Annotated in this window: 12 protein-coding genes; 5 read left to right on the forward strand and 7 right to left on the reverse strand. The window is 68.8% G+C overall.

The window, feature by feature from the left end; genetic code table 11:
• The first annotated feature begins 217 nt into the window (after positions 1-217).
• From smc to paeA, 3 genes are all read left to right on the forward strand, one after another.
• The gene (smc, locus tag PFX98_RS18910) at positions 218-3739 is read left to right on the forward strand and encodes a chromosome segregation protein SMC (protein ID WP_285232038.1); all 3522 of its coding nucleotides are present in this window, start codon (positions 218-220) and stop codon (positions 3737-3739) included.
• Positions 3736-4803: a cell division protein ZipA C-terminal FtsZ-binding domain-containing protein gene (locus PFX98_RS18915; protein ID WP_285232039.1), complete on the forward strand. Its 1068-nt coding sequence runs from the start codon at positions 3736-3738 to the stop codon at positions 4801-4803. Before smc ends, PFX98_RS18915 begins: the two co-directional genes overlap by 4 nt.
• 92 nt (positions 4804-4895) lie before the next feature.
• Entirely contained in the window at positions 4896-6131 is a 1236-nt protein-coding gene (gene paeA, locus PFX98_RS18920) for a polyamine export protein PaeA (protein WP_425334705.1), read from the forward strand.
• Between the two features lie 23 nt (positions 6132-6154).
• Here the strand turns inward: paeA and PFX98_RS18925 are convergent, their stop codons facing one another.
• Positions 6155-6880: a hypothetical protein gene (locus PFX98_RS18925; RefSeq protein ID WP_285232041.1), complete on the reverse strand. Its 726-nt coding sequence runs from the start codon at positions 6878-6880 to the stop codon at positions 6155-6157.
• A 162-nt stretch (positions 6881-7042) separates the two neighbouring features.
• Here PFX98_RS18925 and PFX98_RS18930 point away from each other — a divergent pair, with 162 nt between their 5' ends.
• Together PFX98_RS18930 and ligA are read left to right on the forward strand one after the other, a co-directional pair.
• The gene (locus PFX98_RS18930; protein WP_285232042.1) at positions 7043-7732 is read left to right on the forward strand and encodes a DUF4082 domain-containing protein; all 690 of its coding nucleotides are present in this window, start codon (positions 7043-7045) and stop codon (positions 7730-7732) included.
• 91 nt (positions 7733-7823) lie between these two features.
• The gene (gene ligA / locus PFX98_RS18935) at positions 7824-9887 is read left to right on the forward strand and encodes an NAD-dependent DNA ligase LigA (RefSeq protein ID WP_285232043.1); all 2064 of its coding nucleotides are present in this window, start codon (positions 7824-7826) and stop codon (positions 9885-9887) included.
• Here ligA and PFX98_RS18940 read toward each other — a convergent pair.
• From PFX98_RS18940 to PFX98_RS18965, 6 genes are all read right to left on the reverse strand, one after another.
• Positions 9859-11232: an MFS transporter gene (locus PFX98_RS18940; protein WP_285232044.1), complete on the reverse strand. Its 1374-nt coding sequence runs from the start codon at positions 11230-11232 to the stop codon at positions 9859-9861. The two genes, ligA and PFX98_RS18940, sit on opposite strands and share 29 nt — an antisense overlap.
• Before the next feature lie 93 nt (positions 11233-11325).
• Complete coding sequence (locus PFX98_RS18945) at positions 11326-12765, reverse strand: aldehyde dehydrogenase family protein (RefSeq protein ID WP_285235635.1); 1440 nt, start codon at positions 12763-12765, stop codon at positions 11326-11328.
• A 15-nt stretch (positions 12766-12780) separates the two neighbouring features.
• On the reverse strand, positions 12781-14115 hold the full coding sequence (gudD, locus tag PFX98_RS18950) for a glucarate dehydratase (protein ID WP_285232045.1): 1335 nt from the start codon (positions 14113-14115) through the stop codon (positions 12781-12783).
• A 23-nt stretch (positions 14116-14138) separates the two neighbouring features.
• Positions 14139-15095 (reverse strand): Bug family tripartite tricarboxylate transporter substrate binding protein, encoded by a 957-nt coding sequence (locus PFX98_RS18955; protein WP_285235636.1) that lies wholly within the window; start codon positions 15093-15095, stop codon positions 14139-14141.
• Positions 15096-15131: 36 nt separating this feature from the next.
• A complete protein-coding gene (gene kdgD / locus PFX98_RS18960) occupies positions 15132-16043 on the reverse strand; it encodes a 5-dehydro-4-deoxyglucarate dehydratase (protein ID WP_285232046.1) in 912 nt (303 codons plus the stop codon).
• A gap of 117 nt (positions 16044-16160) precedes the next feature.
• The gene (locus PFX98_RS18965; protein WP_285232047.1) at positions 16161-16892 is read right to left on the reverse strand and encodes a FadR/GntR family transcriptional regulator; all 732 of its coding nucleotides are present in this window, start codon (positions 16890-16892) and stop codon (positions 16161-16163) included.
• Positions 16893-16949 lie beyond the last annotated feature (57 nt).

Raw genomic sequence — 16949 nt, forward strand, 5'->3', positions numbered from 1 at the left:
GCTTGGGCGCGAGCTCCACGTCTTTGCGCATCTTGGGCGCGGGGGCTGCGGACTTGGCGGTTTTCTTCTGGGTGGCCATGGATGCTGCGGCCCGGGGCCATGGCCCTGGGCTTGTCTTAAATGGGGAGGCCTCGATGGTATCATCCGGCCCCGAGACGAGCCCCCTTGAAGGGGCTTTTCTGTAAATAAATCAAGGGCTTAGTACGCGTCCACTGAAATGCGCCTGAACTCGATCAAGCTCTCCGGCTTCAAGTCCTTCGCCGAGCCCACGAATTTCCAGCTGCCCGGGCAGCTGGTGGGCGTGGTGGGGCCCAATGGCTGCGGTAAGTCCAACATCATGGACGCCGTGCGCTGGGTGCTGGGCGAAAGCAAGGCCAGCGAGCTGCGCGGCGAGTCCATGCAGGACGTGATCTTCAATGGCTCGGGCAACCGCAAGCCGGCCAGCCGCGCCAGCGTGGAGCTGGTGTTCAGCAATGAAGACGCGCGCGCCGGCGGCCAGTGGAACCAGTTCACCGAGATCGCCGTCAAGCGCGTGCTGACGCGCGACGGCAGCTCCAGCTACTTCATCAACAACCAGGTGGTGCGCCGCCGCGATGTGCAGGACGTGTTCCTGGGCACCGGCCTGGGGCCGCGTGCCTACGCCATCATCGGCCAGGGCACCATCAGCCGCATCATCGAGAGCAAGCCCGAAGAGCTGCGCATGTTTCTCGAGGAGGCGGCCGGCGTCTCCAAGTACAAGGAGCGCCGCCGCGAGACCGAGAACCGGCTCAAGGACACGCGCGAGAACCTCACCCGCGTGGACGACATCCTGCGCGAGCTCAACAACAACCTCGAGCGCCTGGAGAAGCAGGCCGTGGTGGCGGCCAGCTATCGCCAGCTGCAGGAGCAGGGCACGCTCAAGCTGCACCAGCTCTGGTTCCTCAAGCACCGCGACGCCACCGGCGAACAGGCGCGCGTGAAGGGCGAGCAGCTGGAAGCGGTGAACGCGCTGGAGGCCCGCATGGCCGAGCTGCGCGCCGTCGAGGCCGAGCTGGAAACGGTGCGCCAGGCCCACTATGCGGCGGGCGACGAGCTGCATGCCTCGCAGGGCCGCATGGCCGAGGCCCAGCTGGAAGTGAGCCGGCTGGAAGAGCGCATCCGCTATGTGGTGGAGGGGCGCCAGCGCGTCGAGCAACGCCTGCTGGAGCTGCACACCCAGAACCAGCAATGGGAAGAGCGCTCGGCCCAGGCGCGCGAGGAGCAGGAGCACATCGGCGCGCAGATCGCCACGGCCGAGGAGCAGAGCGAGATCCTCGCCGCCCAGGCCGAGGAGCAGGGCATGAACCTGCCCAATAGCGAGGACGCGGTGCGCGCCGCCCAAGGCCGGGCCAACGAGCAGCGCGGCCTGGTGACCCAGGTGCAGCAGCAGATCCAGGTGCTGGCCGCCGAGAGCCGCAATATCGACGAGCAGGCGCGCCAGTTGCGCGGTCGGCGCGAGCGCCTGGCCACCGAGCGGCAAGGCCTGACCCTGCCGGACCAGGATCGCCTGGCCGAATTGAAGCGCCAGAGCGAGGCCGCCGACGAGGCGCGCGAGCTGGCCGATGCGCGCCTGCACGAGCTCTCCGAGCAGGTGCCGGCGCTGGACGAGACGCGCCGCGCCGCACAGCAGGATGCCAACGCCCAGCTGGCGCGGCAATCGGAGCTCTCCGCCAAGCTCGATGCGCTGCGCGCCCTGCAAGAGAAGGTACAGACCGAGGGCAAGCTCAAGCCCTGGCTGGCCAAGCATGGGCTGGAGGGCCTGGCCGGACTGTGGACCAGGCTGCACATCCAGCAGGGCTGGGAAAACGCCCTGGAGGCGGCCCTGCGCGAGCGCATGGGGGCGCTGGAGGTGGGCCGGCTGGAGACGGTGCGCGCCTTCGCCAGCGATGCGCCGCCCGCCCGGCTGGCGTTTTACTCGCCGCCCGCGGCCTCGATCGCCAACACCCACGAGACCCTGCCGCGCCTCACCGAGCTCTTGCGCCTGGACGATCAGCCTGGGCTGAAGGCCCTGCTGAACGACTGGCTGGAAGGCGTCTACACCGCTGCCAGCATCGACGAGGCCCTGGCGGGCCGCGCCAAACTCACGCATGGCGAGGTCATCATGACCCGCGAGGGTCATGCGGTGAGCCAGTTCGCGGTGAGCTTCTATGCGCCCGATTCCGAGGCCGCCGGCCTGCTGGCGCGCGCCCAGGAGATCGAGAACCTGGGCCGCGAGTTGCGCGCCCAGCAGCTCATCGCCGAAGACGCCAAGACGCAATTGGTGCGCGCCGAGGCCGGCTATACCGAGGCCTCGCAGCGCCTGGGCCAGGTGCGCCGCGAAGCCACCGACACCCAGACCCGCGCCCACCAGCTGCATGTGGAGTTGCTGCGCCTCACCCAGCAGAGCGAGGCCGCCAGCACCCGGCGTGCCCAGCTGGAAGAGGAGCTGTTCGAGATCGATGCCCAGTCCGAGGAGCTGCAGGAGCGCCGCATCACCGGCGAGGCGCGCTTCGAGGAACTGGATATGCAGCTGGCCACCTGCCAGGAGAAGCATGCCGAGCTGGACGATGCGGTGATCAGCGCCGAGCGCCGCCTGGCCGAGGCGCGCGAGCAGCTGCGCTCGCTGGAGCGCCGCGCACAGGAGGCTACCTTCAGCGCCCGCACGCTGGCGGCGCGCCGCGGCGAGCTGCAGCGTTCCATCGAGACCGCGCAGCAGCAGATGGCGCTGAACGTGCAGTCGGCCGAGACCCTGGGCAAGGAGCTGGACACGCTCAACGACGCGGCCGCCCAGGCCGGCCTGCAGGACGCGCTGGCGCTCAAGGTCGAGCGCGAGCGCGAGCTCGCCGCCGTGCGCGCCGGTTATGACGACCTGAGCCTGCGGCTGCGCAAGGCCGAGGAGCAGCGCCTGGCCTTCGAGCGCAGCCTGGACCCGCTGCGCGAACGCATCACCAAGCTGCAGCTGGACGAGCAGGCCGCCTCGCTGGGCGGCGCCCAATACATGGAGCAGCTGCTCGCCGCGGCGGTGGACCTGGAGGCGCTGGCCAAGACCGTGGAAGAGGGCCAGGTCAAGCTCTACGGCCTGCAGGGCGAGATCGACCGCATCAACCGCGAGATCGCGGCCTTGGGCGCGGTGAACCTGGCGGCGCTGGACGAGCTGAGCGCGGCGCGCGAGCGCAAGACCTTCCTCGACTCGCAGTACACCGACCTCAGCACCGCGATGAAGACCCTGGAGGATGCGATCCACAAGATCGACCTCGAGACGCGCGATCTGCTCTCCGGCACCTTCAACCAGGTGAACGAGCATTTCGGCCGCATGTTCCCCACGCTCTTCGGCGGCGGCAATGCCAAGCTGGTGATCACCGGCGACGAGATCCTCGATTCCGGCGTGCAGGTGATGGCCCAGCCGCCCGGCAAGAAGAACAGCACCATCCACCTGCTCTCGGGCGGCGAGAAGGCGCTCACCGCGATCGCCCTGGTGTTCGCCATCTTCATGCTCAACCCCGCGCCCTTCTGCCTGCTGGACGAGGTGGATGCGCCGCTGGACGACGCCAACACCGAGCGTTACGCGAAACTGGTTTCTGAGATGAGCAGCAAGGGCACGCAGTTCCTCTTCATCTCGCACAACAAGATTGCAATGGAAATGGCAGAACAACTGATTGGCGTGACCATGCAGGAGCAGGGCGTGTCGCGCATCGTGGCCGTCGACATGGAAGCCGCGCTGGGCATGGCGGAGGCCGCATGACCTTGACTGCCATGCTCGCCATCCTCGGTGGCCTGATCCTCGCCGCCGTCATCGCCCATGGTGCCTGGACCGCCCGCAAGGCCGGCCCGCGCCGTGCCGACCCGCCGATCGAGCCGCAGCTGGGCGAGCGGCAAGACCCGACCCTGGGCGAGGCCAAGGACGCGGTGGGCGAGCCCTTCCAGCCCGCCATGCCGGGCGACGAGACCGTGCCCCTGGTGGCACGCCAGCTGCCGCGCAAGCCCTCGGCCCGCATCGATGCGCTGATCGACGCCATCGCCACCGTCACGCTGGAAGCGCCGGTGACCGGCGACCTGGCGATCTCGCACCTGCCGGGCAGCCGCCGCGCCGGCACCAAGCCCTTCCACATCGAGGGGCTGAATGCCGAATCGGGCGAGTGGGAGCTGCCCCTGCCGGGTCAGCGCTACAGCGAGTTCCAGGCCGGCGTGCAGATGGCCAACCGCAGCGGCGCGATGAACGAGATCGAGTACTCGGAGTTCGTGCAGAAGGTGCAGGGCTTTGCCGATGGCCTGAGCGCCTTCGTGCAGTTCCCCGACATGCTGGACGTGGTGGCGCGTGCCCGCGAGCTCGACCAATTCGCCAGCGAGCATGACGCCCAGCTGGCCGTGGTGCTGCGCGCGCGCAGCGCTGCCTGGACCCTGGGCTATGTGCAGCAGATGGCGCTGCGCCACGGCTTCGTGCCTGGCGCCATCCCTGGCCGCCTGGTGCTGGCCGCCGAAGAGGAGGGCGCGCCGCCGATCCTGAGCCTGCAGTTCGATGCCCAGGCGGCCCTGGCCGAAGACCCGCAGGCCTCGGCGCTGCGCGAGCTGACGCTGGCGCTGGACGTGCCGCAGACCCCCGAGGCGCTGGAGCCCTTTGCCGCCTGGCAGGAAGCCGCGCGGGCGCTCTCGCGTGACATCGAGGCCGATGTCTGCGACGACCGCGCCCAGGTTCTCAATCTGCATGCCTTCGCCGCCATCGGCCAGGAGCTGTCCACGCTCTACAAGGCCCTGGCCTCGCGCGATCTGGCGGCCGGCAGCCTGGCCGCGCGGCGCCTGTTCAGCTGACTACACTGGGGCTCTGAGCAGCCCCTGGAGTCCCCTTGAGCACCAGCCTCTTGCTGATTGCCCTCTTGATCGCCGCCAGTGCCTTCTTCTCGATGGCCGAGATGTCGGTGGCGGCCTCGCGTCGGCTCAAGCTGCGCCAGCTGGCCGACGAGGGCGATGGCCGCGCCGAGCGCGTGCTGGAGGTGCAGGAGCAGCCCGGGCATTACTTCACCGTGGTGCAGATCGGCGTCAACACCGTGGCCATCCTGGGCGGCATCGTCGGCGAGGGCGCGTTCACGCCGCATTTCTCCGCCGCCCTGGGCCTGCTGCTGGCGCCCGAGCAGGCGCAAAGCCTGGGCTTCGCGCTTTCCTTCGCGGCCATCACCGCGCTCTTCATCGTGCTGGCCGACCTGGTGCCCAAGCGCCTCTCGATGAACGAACCCGAGCGCGTGGCGCTGATCCTGATCGCGCCCATGCTGGCGCTGTGCACCCTGCTGCGGCCCTTGTCCTGGGCCTTCAGCCGGATCAGCGAGGCCTTGATACGGCTGATGGGCCTGCCGGCCGCGCGCGACAACAGCATCACCCATGCCGACATCCTGGCCCTGGCCGAGGCCGGCAACCTGGCCGGCGTGGTGGCCGACGCCGAGCAGCAGATCATTGAAAACGTGTTCGAGCTCGACACGCGCACGGTGGAAAGCGTGATGACCACGCGCGAGCGCATCGTCTTCTTCGGCCTCGACGACGAAGACGCGCTGGTGCGCAACCGCATTGCCGAGGAACCGCATTCCACCTACCTGGTGTGCGAGGGCGAGATCGACCAGGTGGTGGGCTATGTGGACGCCACCGACCTGTTCCAGCGCGTGCTGCGCGAGGAGGCGCTGCGCCTGCGCGGCAGCGAGGGCCTGATCAAGAAGGTGCTGATCGTGCCGGACCGCATCACCCTCTCCGAGGTGCTGCTGCAGTTCCGCGAGAAGCATGAAGACTTCGCCGTGGTGGTGAACGAATACAGCCTGGTAGTGGGCGTGATCACCCTCAACGACGTGATGAGCACGGTGATGGGCAGCCTGGTGGCCAGCCACGACGAGGAGCAGATCGTGCGCCGCGAGGACGGCTCCTTCCTGGCCGACGGCATCACCCCCATCCCCGATGTGCAGCGCGCGCTGGAGGTGGAGGCCTGGCCCCATGCCGGCCAGTACGACACCCTGGCGGGCTTCCTGATGGTGATGCTGCGCCGCATCCCGCGCCGCACCGATCAGGTCGTCTGGGAGGGCTGGCGCTTCGAGGTGGTGGACGTGGACAGCCACCGCGTCGACCAGGTGATGATCACGCGCCTGCCGGCGCCACCGTAGACCGCTGGCGCCCAGGCATCCCATCAGGGGATGTGGGCCAGCTGCGTGCTGGCCCGCACGCCCTGGCCACCGAGCACGGTGGACCAGTTGCCGGTGGCCTGGTTGTCGTAGCCGCCGACCACCGCCGAGTAATAGCCCCCCGAGACATTGCCGGTGCCGCCCAGCACCGAGGCGAAATAGTTGCTGCTGCTGTTGACCGCCCCCAGCAAGAGCGCCCCGGCGTGGCTGTAGTTCTGGTTGAAGCCCAGTATCAGATTGTGCGAGCCGCTGCGCGTATTGACCGCGCCGCTGCCGCCGCGCAACTCGTTGTAGCCGATGGTCAGATTGCCCAGGCCGTTGAGGGTTTGGTAGGTGAGGCCCGTGCCATTGCGAAGATGCAGGTTGGCGCCGGTGATGTAGATCTCGTTGCCACTGCGGCTGAAGTGCGCCAGCTTGTCGTTCAGCGGACTCACCAGGCCGTCGCCATAGCTTTTCGCGCTGGCCAGCGCGTTGGCGGCCGCGGCGTCGGCATAGGCCTTGCGATCGGCAACCTCCTTGCTCAACGCCGTCTGCAGCGTGGCGATCGTGCTCGCCTGTGCCGTGTTGGCGGCCTGCAAGCTGGCGACCGTCTGGCTCAGGGCGGCGACCGTCGTCTCCAAGTTGGCCAGGCGCTGGGCGGAGCTGACGACCGGCTGCGCCTGCGCCGCGCCAGCCAGACACAAGGCGACCGTGAGGACGGCTGACAGGCCAAGGGTTCTGAGAAGCTGCATCTGAATCTCCTGTTGGCGAGCGGTTGATTGTGATGAGCGCGCCGGCCCTTGACCAGCGCCTGGAGCCGCCGGCAGCGATCAGACAGGCCCACACCCCTATGTTGACGAGGCTCGGCGCCGATGGGCCCGCATAGACTGAAACCCCACTCTGGCGAGGCTCGGATGAAACACTCTGCAAACCTGCTGGCTCCGCTCGTCGCCGGCCTGATGGCGCTGGCAGCCCCGGAGGTCGGTGCGGCCACGCCGGCCCTGACCCTGAGCAGCGTCGGCGCCACCTTCCCGACCGACGGCAAGTTCACGCTGGGCTTCGAGTTCATGGTGTCCGAGGCGGTCGAGGTGGTCTCGCTGGGCGTCTTTGACGGCGGAGCGCCCGGGCTCGCTGCGCCGGCACAGGTCTCGCTGTGGCTGGACGACCAGGTTGGCACCCTGCTGGCCACGACCGAGGTGGCGGCCGGGACCGGTGCGACCCTGGTGGGCCAGTTCCGGCATGTGGCGATCAGCCCGCTCACGCTGCTGCCGGGCAACATCTACGTCATCGGGGCCTATCTGCCGGCCGGCGAGGCCACCGCCTTCAATATGGGCGGCGACAGCAGCGTGGGCAGCTTCGACGGGCGACTGACGCAGGTGGTGGACCGCTACTGGGACGACGGCCAGGACTTCCCGCTGGGCTCGTCCGGTGTGGCCGGCTCGGCCTGGCTCGGCGCGAACTTCCAGATCGCCGCGGTGCCCGAACCGGGCCAGGCCGGCTTGCTGACCCTGGGCCTGCTGGGCCTGGCGCTGCGGCGCCGGCAACAGATGAGCGCCGGCACATCGGCGGATCAGAGCAGCTCGGGCAGCATCGCGCAGCGTTAGTTGGCTCCCGGTCGGGCCCTGGTGCCAGCGCGGCGCGCCGAGGCACGCGCGCAGCCGGGGCGAGGCCCGAGGTGTGGGCACAATCGGGGCCATGAGCCAGACCGATACCCTCGCCGCTGCGGATCGCGCCGCCGCCCTGCGTGCCCAACTTCATCACCACGCCCATCTCTACTACGTGCTCGATGCCCCGGTGCTGCCGGATGCCGAGTACGACAAGCTGTTCCAGGAGTTGCAGGCGCTGGAGGCCGCCCACCCCGAGCTGCTGAGCCCCGACTCGCCCACCCAGCGCGTGATCGGCCAGGTGCTGGACGGCTTTGCGCCGGTGCGCCATGCCGTGCCGATGCTGAGCATACGCACCGAGACCGACACCGAGGCCAGCGGTGCTCGCGCCTTTGACGAGCGCGTGCGCCGCCAGCTTGAGCTGGGCGAGGACGCGCCACCGGTGGAATATGCCGCCGAGCTCAAGTTCGATGGCCTGGCCATCAATCTGCGCTACGAGCAGGGCGTGCTGGTGCAGGCCGCCACCCGCGGCGATGGCGAGACCGGCGAGGACGTGACGCAGAACATCCGCACCGTGGGCCAGATCCCCTTGCGCCTCAAGGGCGTGCACGCGCCGGTGCTGGAGGTGCGCGGCGAGGTCTATATGCGGCGCGACGATTTCGAGGCCCTCAACGAGCGCCAGCGCGAGGCCGGTGAAAAAACCTTTGTGAATCCGCGCAACACCGCGGCCGGCGCGGTGCGCCAGCTCGACCCGGCGCTGGCCGCCAAGAAGCCGCTGAGCTTCTTCGCCTACGGCCTGGGCGAGGTGCAGGGCTGGGTCGTGCCCGAGACGCACAGCGCCCTGCTGGACGCGCTGCAGGCGATGGGCATGCCGGTGTGCGAGCACCGCGTCGTCACCCAGGGGGCCGCGGGCCTGATCGCCTTTCACCAGGCCATGGGCGCGCAGCGCGACGGCCTGCCCTTCGACATCGACGGCATCGTCTACAAGGTCAACAGCCGTGCCCTGCAGCAGCGCCTGGGCTTTGTGACGCGCGAGCCGCGCTGGGCGGTGGCGCACAAATACCCGGCGCAGGAACAGCTGACGCGCCTCCTGGCGATCGACATCCAGGTCGGCCGCACCGGCAAGCTCACGCCGGTGGCAAGGCTTGAGCCGGTGTTCGTGGGCGGCACCACGGTCAGCAACGCCACCCTGCACAACCTCTTCGAGCTGCGCCGCAAGGGCGTGCGCGTGGGCGACCAGGTGATCGTGCGGCGCGCCGGCGACGTGATCCCCGAAGTGGTGGGCGTGCTGAAGGCCGAACGCGCCGCCTACGTGCCCAATTTCCGCATGCCGCGCAGCTGCCCCGTCTGCGACAGCGCCACCGTGCGCGAGAAGGGCGGCATGGACTACCGCTGCTCGGGCGGCATCTTCTGCCCGGCCCAGCGCAAGCAGGCGCTGCTGCACTTTGCCGGCCGCCGCGCCATGGACATCGAGGGCCTGGGCGACAAGCTGGTCGAGCAGCTGGTGGACGCCGGCATCGTCGACAGCCTGCCCAGCCTCTACAAACTGGGTGTGGCCAAGCTGGCGGCGCTGGAGCGCATGGCCGAGAAGAGCGCGCAGAACATCGTCGATGCGCTGGAGAAGAGCAAGACGACCACGCTGGCGCGCTTTCTGTTCGGGCTGGGGATTCGCCAGATCGGCGAGACCACCGCCAAGGATCTGGCGCGGCATTTCGGTTCGCTCGACGCCTTGATGGACGCCAGCGTCGAGCAGCTGCTGCAGGTGCGCGACGTCGGCCCCATCGTGGCGCAGAGCATCCACATGTTCTTCGCCCAGCCGCACAACCGCGAGGTGGTGGCGCAGCTGCGCGCCGCCGGCGTGCATTGGCCCGAGGGCGAGGGCGCTGCCGCCGAGCAGGGCCCCAAGCCGCTGCTGGGCAAGACCCTGGTGCTCACCGGCACGCTTCCCACGCTCTCGCGCGACGCCGCCAAGGACTTGATCGAAGCGGCGGGCGGCAAGGTCAGCGGCTCGGTCTCCAAGAAGACTCACTATGTGGTGGCAGGCGAGGAGGCCGGCTCCAAGCTCGACAAGGCGCGCGAGCTGGGCGTCACGGTGCTGGACGAGGCGGGCCTGCAGGCCCTGCTGCTCAGCGCTTCGTCAGCTCAAAGCGCTTGATCTCACCCACCACGAAGAGGTAGCAGCACACCGCCACCAGCGCATTCGCGGCCACGAAGACCAGGGCCGCGTTGAAGGAGCCCGTGCCCTTGATCAGGTAGCCGATCACGATCGGCGTGGTGATGCCGGCGGTGTTGCCGAAGGTGTTGAAAAGCGCGCCGCTCAGGCCCGAGATCTCCTTGGGCGAGGTGTCGGACACGACCGCCCAGCCCAGCGCGCCCAGGCCCTTGCCGAAGAAGGCCAGCGCCATGATGGCCACCACCAGGGTCGAGCCCTTCACGTAGTTGCAGGCAATCATGCAGGTGGAGAGCAGCATGCCGATCACGATGGGCGTCTTGCGCGCCACGGTGAGCGAATGGCCGCGGCGCAGCAGGCCGTCGGAGATCAGGCCGCCCAGCACGCCGCCGGCAAAACCGCAGATCGCCGGCAGCGCCGCGACGAAGCCGGCGTTGAGGATGGACATGCCGCGTTCCTTCACCAGATAGACCGGAAACCAGGTGAGGAAGAAATAGGTCAGCGTGGTGATGCAGTACTGGCCGATGTAGACCCCCAGCAGCATGCGGTTGCCGAGCAGCTGCTTGATGTAACCCCACTTGGGTGCGTCGGCCTGGCTGGCCCGGGCGGCCGGCTGATCCATATCCACCAGGGCGCCGCCCTGGGCGATGGCGTCCAGCTCGGCGCGGTTGATGCCCGGGTGGGTCTTGGGGCTGTGCACCGTCTTGAGCCAGATCGCGCTCACCACCATGCCGATCGCGCCCATCACATAGAACACCGCCGGCCAGCCATAGGCATGGGTGATCCAGCCCATCAGCGGCGCGAACAGCACGGTGGCGAAGTACTGGGCCGAGTTGAAGATGGCCGAGGCGGTGCCGCGTTCCTTGGCCGGGAACCAGGAGGCGACGATGCGGCCGTTGGCGGGGAAGGAGGGCGCCTCGGCGGCACCGACCAGAAAGCGCAGGGCGAACAGCACCACCACCGCCGTGCCCGCGGTGGCGCTGATGAAGCTGATGCCGCCCTGCAGCAGGGTGAACAGCGACCAGATGAAGATGCTGGCGGCGTAGACCTTCTTGGAGCCATAGCGGTCCAGCAGCCAGCCACCGGGCAGCTGCGCCAGCACATAGGACCAGCCGAAGGCCGAGAAGATATAGCCCATCGTGACCGTGTCTATGCCCAGTTCCTTGGACAGGGCCGGCCCGGCGATGGAGAGCGTGGCGCGGTCGGCATAGTTGATGGTGGTCACCAGGAACAGCATGGCCAGCACCTGGTAGCGCTTGCGCGTGGCCTGGGCGCTGCTGGGCTGGGCGGCGGGGGCGGACAACGGGTCCGCGGTGGTGGCAGTGTGCATGTCTCGCTCCGGTCGATGTGGGCATGGCGCTGCCCCGCCGTCCGTCTTGAGGCGGACTGCTGTCGGGGCTTGCGCCGGTGTTCAGGCCTGCATTTAGGCCTGTGTATAGGCCGTCTTCACGGTGGTGTAGAACTCGGCGGCATGGCGGCCCTGCTCGCGTGGCCCATAGCTGGAGCCCTTGCGGCCGCCGAAGGGCACGTGGTAGTCCACGCCCGCGGTGGGCAGGTTCACCATCACCATGCCGGCCTGGGCATGACGCTTGAAGTGCGTGGCATGCTTGAGCGAGCTGGTGGCGATGCCGGCGGCCAGGCCGAAGGGCGTGTCGTTCGCCAGCGCCAGGGCCTCCTCGTAGTCGCGTGCGCGCAGCACGCTCACCACCGGGCCGAACACTTCCTCGCGGTTGATGCGCATGGCCGCCGTGGTGTCGGTGATGAGGGCCGGGCGCAGATAGAAGCCGGGCTGGCCCTCGGGGTTGTGGGCCAGGGCCTCGCCGCCGCAGGCCAGGCGCGCGCCCTCGGCCTGGGCGATGGCGATGTATTCCAGGTCCTGGCCCAGCTGGCTCTGGTCCACCACCGGCCCGATGTCGGTGCCAGGCTTGCGTGCGTCGTCCACCTTCAGGCTCTGCATGCGCGCCACCATGGCGGCCACGAAGCGCTCGTGGATGCCCGCGGTGACGATCAGGCGCGAGGAGGCGGTGCAGCGCTGGCCGGTGGAGAAGAAGCCGCTCTGCACCGCGCAGTTCACCGCCAGGTCCAGGTCGGCATCGTCCAGCACGACCATGGGGTTCTTGCCGCCCATCTCGAGCTGGAACTTGGCCATGCGTGCGACGCAGGCGGCCGCCACCTTCTGCCCCGTGCCCACCGAGCCGGTGAAGCTGATGGCGGCGACGCGGCGGTCATCCAGCAGGGTGGCCCCCACCTCCGAGCCGCGCCCCATCACCAGATTGAACACCCCCTGCGGCAGGCCGCTGCGCGAGAGGATCTCGGCCAGCGCCCAGGCCGAGCCGGGCACCAGATCGGCCGGCTTGAAGACCACGCAGTTGCCATAGGCCAGGGCCGGCGCGATCTTCCAGGCCGGGATCGCGATCGGAAAATTCCAGGGCGTGATGATGCCCACCACGCCGATCGGCTCGCGCGTGATTTCCACGCCCACGCCGGGCCGCACCGAGGGCATCAGCTCGCCGCCGGGGCGCAGCGCCTCGCCGGCAAAGAACTTGAAGATATTGCCGGCGCGCGCCACCTCGCCGACGGCCTCGGGCAGGGTCTTGCCTTCCTCGCGGGCCAGCAGCTCGCCCAGCTCGGCGCGGCGCGCCAGGATTTCACTGCCCACCGCGTCGAGGATGTCGAAGCGCTGCTGCGGCGTGGAGAGGCTCCAGGTCGGGAAGGCGGCCTCGGCGGCGGCGATCGCCAGGCGCGCCTGGGCGGCATCGGCCTGGGCGTATTCGCCGATCAGGTCGCGCGTGTCCGAGGGGTTGATATTGCGTGAGACGCGCTGGCCTTCCAGCCACTCGCCGGCGATCAGATTCTTGAACATCGTCATGTTTGCTTTCTAGCGGTCCAGCGCGGGGCGCTTGGGGTCGAAGCGCCAGCCGGGGATCAGGTCTTGCATGGCGATGGCGTCGTCGCGCGCGCCCAGCCCATGCTGCAGATAGAGCTGGTGGGCCTTCTCGACCTCGACCATGTCGAGCTCGACGCCCAGGCCCGGTTTTTTTGGCACCTGCACATGGCCGCCGACGATCTGCAGCGGCTCCTTGCTGAGGCGCTGGCCGTCCTGCCAGATCCAGTGCGTGTCGATGGCGGTGACCTTGCCGGGCGCGGCCGCGCCCACATGGGTGAACATGGCCAGCGAGACGTCGAAATGGTTGTTGGAATGCGAGCCCCAGGTGAGGCCCCAGTCGCGGCAGGTCTGGGCCACGCGCACCGAGCCGGCCATGGTCCAGAAATGCGGGTCGGCCAGCGGGATGTCCACGCTCTGCAGGGCCAGCGCATGGCTGAGCTGGCGCCAGTCGGTGGCGATCATGTTGGTGGCCGTGGGCAGGCCGGTGGCACGGCGGAACTCGGCCATCACCTCGCGGCCGGAGAAGCCATCCTCGGCGCCGCAGGGGTCCTCGGCATAGGCGATCACGCCACGCATATCGCGCATCAGGCGGATCGCGTCCTTGAGCAGCCAGCCGCCGTTGGGGTCCAGCGTCACGCGTGCGCTGGGGAAGCGCTCGTGCAGTGCGCGGATTGCCTCCACTTCCTCGTCGCCGCGCAGCACGCCGCCCTTGAGCTTGAAGTCGTTGAAGCCGTAGCGCTCGCGCGCGGCCTCGGCCACGCGCACGATGGCCTCGGGGGTGAGCGCCTGTTCGTGGCGCAGGCGGCACCAGTCGTTGTCGGCGCCGGGTTCGCTGGCGTAGGGCAGCGCGCTGCGCGTCCGGTCGCCCACATAGAAGAGATAGCCCAGCATCTCCACCGAGTCGCGCTGCTGGCCTTCGCCCAGCAGCGCTGCCACCGGCACGTTGAGGTGCTGGCCCAGCAGGTCCAGCAGGGCGGATTCAATCGCCGTCACCGCATGGATGGTGGTGCGCAGGTCGAAGGTCTGCTGGCCGCGGCCACCGGCATCGCGGTCGGCGAACTGCGCCTGCACCGCCTGCAGCACGCGCTGCTGCGAGCCCAGGGGCTGGCCCACCACGAGGGCGCGCGCATCCTCCAGGGTCTGGCGTATCTTCTCGCCGCCCGGCACCTCGCCCACGCCGGTGCGGCCGGCGCTGTCTGTGAGTATCAGCAGATTGCGGGTGAAGAAGGGGGCGTGGGCGCCGCTGAGGTTCAGCAGCATGCTGTCGCGGCCGGCGACGGGGATCACGCGCAGCGCGCTGATCACGGGAGTGGCGGAGAGGCTCATGCGGGGTGGTCTCTTTGCAGCTTTCAGTCGGCGGTGATCTTGCCCAGCTCGATCACCTTTTTCCAGCGTGCGAATTCGCTCGCCTGGTAGGCGCTGAACTGCTCGGGGGTGTTGGCCACGATCTCGAAGCCCAGCTCCAGCAGCTTGGCCTTGACCTGGGGCTCGTTGAGGGCGGCCACCAGCGCGCCATGCAGCTTGCCCTTGATGTCGGCCGGCAGGCCCTTGGGCGCGGCCACGGCCTGCCAGGAATAGACCGTCACGCCCTTGATGCCCAGCTCTTCCAGCGTCGGCACCTCGGGCAGCTGCGGCGAGCGCTTGCTGCCGGTCACGGCCAGGGCCTTTAGCTTGCCGGCCTTGATGTTGCTGAGGCCGGTGTTGATGTTCATAAAGGTGGCATCCACCTGGCCGCCCAACAGGTCTGACAGCGCCGGGGCGCCGCCCTTGTAGGGGATGTGCAGGCCCATGGTGCCGGTCTGCTGCCAGAACAGCTCGGCGGTGAGGTGGTCGCTGGAGCCATTGCCCGAGGAGGCGAAGCTCATCTTGTCGGGATTCGCCTTCATGAAGGCCACCACCTCGGCCAGGCTCTTGTGCGGCGAGCTCGCCGGCACGGCCAGCACATTGGGCGCCTGCACCGCGACGGTGATGTAGTCGAAGTCCTTGAGCGGGTCGTAGCCCACGTTCTTCATCAGGTGCGGGCCGATCACGAAGGGGCCCAGCGAGGACACCAGCAGGGTGTAGCCATCGGGCGCGGCACGCTTCACCAGGGCCGAGCCCACGGTGCCGCCGGCGCCGCCCTTGTTGTCGACGATGAAGCTGCCGCCCAGCTTCTCCTGCAGGCGCGGGCCGACGGCGCGGGCGATGGCGTCCGACGAGCCGCCGGCCGGGAAGGGCACCAGCAGGGTCACCGGCTTGCTGGGCCAGGGTTGGGCCTGCGCCAGCGTGGCCAGGCCGAGCAACAGGGTCGTTAGCAGTTTCTTCATCATCATCATGGTTTGTCTCCGTTCTGACTTGTTGGCTTACTGCGGGCCGAGCTTGGAAATCAGGGCGCCCAGCTGGTCCACCTCGGCGGGCAGCAGGTCCGACAGCGGCGGCCGCACCGGGCCGGCGCTGTGGCCCACCAGGGTGGCGCCGGCCTTCACGATGGACACCGCATAACCCTCGCCCTTGTTGCGCAGCGCGATATAGGGCAGGAAGAAATCGCGGATCAGGCGGTCGCAGGTGATGGTGTCACCAGCTGCATGGGCGTTGTAGAACTCCATCGCCGTCTTCGGGATGAAGTTGAACACCGCCGAGGAATAGACCGGGCAGCCCATGGCCTTGTAGGCGCCGGCAAAGAGCTCGGCGGTGGGCAGGCCGCCCAGATAGGCGAAGCGCTCGCCCAGGGTCTGGCGGATCGCAACGAACTTCTCGATATCGCCCAGGCCGTCCTTGAGACCGATCAGGTTGGGGCAGCGCTCGGCCAGCACCAGCAGGCTTTCCGGCGTGAGCTTGCATGCGCCGCGGTTGTAGACGGTGACGCCGAACTTGACGCTCTTGCACACCGCCTCCACATGGGCGATCAGGCCGGCCTGGCTGGCCTCGGTGAGGTAGTGCGGCAGCAGCAGGATGCCCTGTGCGCCCAGGCGCTCGGCCTCCTGCGCGTACTTGATGGCCAGGCTGGTGCCGCCACCGGCGCCGGCGATGATGGGGGTACGGCCGCGGCAGGTGTCCAGCGCGACCTTGATCACCTCGCTGTACTCGCCCGGCTCCAGCGAGAAGAACTCGCCCGTGCCGCCGGCCGCGAACAGCGCCGAAGCGCCATAGGGTTGCAGCCACTCCAGCCGCTCGGCATAGGGCTTGGGCGCGAAACGCAGCTGGCTGTCGAAATCGGTCAGCGGGAAGGACAGCAGGCCGGCTTGCAGCACGCTCTTGAGTTCTTGGGGCGACATGGATCAGGCTCCTGCGATGGTGTGGTGTGAAAGGCGGAGGCCAGCGTGCCGGCCTGTTGATGTTGTATGTCATCGTACAACTAAGTTCAAGCGAGGCGAAGTGAGGGGAATTACGCATCAGCCCAGATCGGCCTGGGCGCGGCGCCGGCGCTCGCGGCTGTTGGTGAGGTGGGTGCGCATGGCGGCGCGCGCGGCATCGGGATCCTGGGCGGCGATGGCGTCGAAGATGTTCTCGTGCTCGCCATTCACACGCCGCAGATAGGCCTGGCGCTCGGCGCTGAGCTCACCCGCCGGCTCGAGCCTGGCGCGCGGGATGATCTGGCTGCCCAGGGTGTTCATCAGCTCGGCGAAGTGGCTGTTCTGGGTGGCGCGGGCAATCTCCAGATGAAACTGGAAGTCCGCCGCCACCGCGTCCTGGCCGGCTTCCACCGCCGCCACCACCGCACCCAGCGCGGCGCGCATCTGCGTCAGATTGGCCTCGCTGCGACGCTGGGCGGCCAGGCCGGCGGCTTCGGTTTCCAGGCCGATGCGCAGCTCCAGCACCGCGATCACGTCCTGCAGGGTGCTGAACTGTTCGGGCGTGATCTTGAAGGCCGGCGCATCGCCGATGCCCAGCACAAAGGTGCCGATGCCGTGGCGGGTCTCCACCAGGCCGGCGGCTTGCAGCTTGGAAATGGCCTCGCGCACCACCGTGCGGCTGACCTCGAACTCGGCCATGATGGCGGCCTCGGTGGGCAGCTTGTCGCCCGCCTGCAGGCGGCCGTCGCGGATGCGCTGGCCCAGCGAATCGACCAGCTCCAAGGCCAGGGTGCGGGGGCGTCGGCGGGCGGGAGCGGCAGGGCTGTTCATGGCTTGTACGTACTATCCCGAGGGTCCGGTGCAGGGCTTTGGCCTACAGTTCATGCA

This window comes from Paucibacter sediminis (assembly GCF_030254645.1).
Classification (GTDB): Bacteria; Pseudomonadota; Gammaproteobacteria; order Burkholderiales; family Burkholderiaceae_C; genus Paucibacter_B; species Paucibacter_B sediminis.